At 35.9% G+C, this 1,979-nt stretch carries 2 protein-coding genes; both read right to left on the bottom strand.

The features are described from left to right. Positions 1-238: 238 nt before the first annotated feature. Positions 239-1,513 (bottom strand): GTP pyrophosphokinase, encoded by a 1,275-nt coding sequence (locus DES37_RS25375; protein WP_110028296.1) that lies wholly within the window; start codon positions 1,511-1,513, stop codon positions 239-241. 337 nt (positions 1,514-1,850) lie between these two features. Continuing rightward, positions 1,851-1,979 (bottom strand): IS3 family transposase (locus DES37_RS25370; protein ID WP_146211490.1); only part of this gene is annotated, 129 nt, incomplete at its 5' end.

Here is a 1,979-nt window from a genome sequence, read left to right as displayed (position 1 = left end):
TTTTGCTGGTTGATGCTGGTTTTGTCATGAGTAATCACCTCTTACTTGAGAGTTTACTCACTTAGTCGCGTGTCCACTAATGCTGGGTAAGATCACTGAGCGGTGGTCAGGCAGAACGAGAAACTGGCAGCCGGAAGGCCCAGTAACGCTGAATCCTGAGCGGGAAAAACAGGCAGCCTAAATCAACCCAGGGTGCCAACTACCTTGACACTTACCGCCATGATTTTTATCTCATATTTTAATCACTCAACGTCTTTATTTCTTTGAGCAATTTAGCTTTATCATCATCATTATTAATAGATGAGATAATCTTCTCAGTTAATGCTAACAACCTAACGAACATTTCGTTTAGATCTTTATCGTTAGGTGTTTCTATACCATGAAGTAAGTTATTTCTAATTCTTTTAAAATAGTTTAGTTCAATTGACTCTTCCCGCGTCAGCACTCCGTCAGAAACCAATGGCTCAAATTTTGCGGTGAAGAATTTTTTGTGCTGGCGATTGTTTTGATTGTGAATTAAAGACACTGCTTTTTCTAGTAAAATCCATGTTTTAACAAATGACTCAAACCCTGATACATCCTTATGTTCCCCAAGAGCATGTTTGAAATAATTTGAAAGATTTAAATTACTTCCAACGCTCTTGTATGAATCATTAATAATCATAAGAAGCAATTGATCTGTGATTGTTTCTTTTTCACTTTGATTAATTTTACGCAAATATTCAGAAAGTTCACTGACGCTTATGCTAGAATTATCTTTGAGATAATTAAATAAAATTTTAGTATCACCTAATTTAAGTTTGTTTATATAATTCTTATTAAGTGAGTTGGTTATAAAACTCGTTAATTCATATCTATTTGAAATATTATCTTTTTCTTTAGTTCTTTTTGTTATGGCTTTTTGAAGCCTTTCAAGAGCTATTTCGCCAGTAAGCACTAATCCATTAATCTCATCCAGGATTGCAAGTTCCTCTTCAGACAAATCGCCTGCTAGAGGTTTGTAAACAAGGTCATGTTCGACTTCCGACCAGGCATGCATAAGAACCGATGCTACTTGAATCTCAAATAATGCACTTTCGTAACGCTTCTTATTTTGGTTAGAGTTTTTCAAATTGACACGATAATGAGATGCCCAGTAACCAGAAAACCTTTTTTCAAACTTAGGTTTATAAGATGCTTCTGGAAAGTTTTTCTTTTTTCGGACGCTAAATAAAAAATTAATAGTTTCATCAACTACTTCTCTATCTTTTGGAAAATATAAAGCTACTCGAACACCGGCCAGGTCGACGATATCTTCATATATATTAGCAACATCTGCATATGCTGACTTTTCATTTCTTTGATTAAGTTTTTGTTCTAAGCGGTCTGGTCGCTTAGCTCTGAATGAAACTATGGCTTTAATCCCTCTCTTTTCCAATTCCTGCTCGAGCAAGTTTGAGCCAATTTTTGCCAACTCAGAATAGTAATCATACTGCTTGCTATATTGTTCTAAAAAATCTTTTATGACACTCATAGAGACTAACTACTCCTTGTATAAGAACATTGAATCGAATGATAACGAAACCTAACGAACTCTAGATGAATAGGTGATAGATTATCCACTTTTGGCACTGTGATAAAGCATCTTTCTGATGAGATTTTCTTTACGAATGAAACTCTAACATACTTTGATTATTGATATTGAACAATAATTGATGGCTGTGTTTTTTCACCATAAGAATATCTGAAGATATGTCCGCTTCTGGCACAAAGCGGACTCTAAGTCACCGTTTACATTCATCTTGATAAAGACTATGCCGATAGCAAATGAGTAAGTAACATGATCCTACCCATGAAATGTGGACACAGCCCTAAGCGAGGTTTTCGTTTTCAAATTGTTCCGGACTGAGACCGCCACAGGCACTGTGACGACGCCACCGATTGTAATCGCACTCGATATAATTAAACACCGTCGTCCGCATTATTTCCCGACTGATAAA

The organism is Mangrovibacter plantisponsor, from assembly GCF_003182475.1.
GTDB classification, from domain to species: Bacteria; Pseudomonadota; Gammaproteobacteria; order Enterobacterales; family Enterobacteriaceae; genus Mangrovibacter; species Mangrovibacter plantisponsor.
The sequence above is the reverse complement of the archived record's forward strand: the minus strand, read 5'-3'. Positions and strand labels throughout refer to the sequence as shown.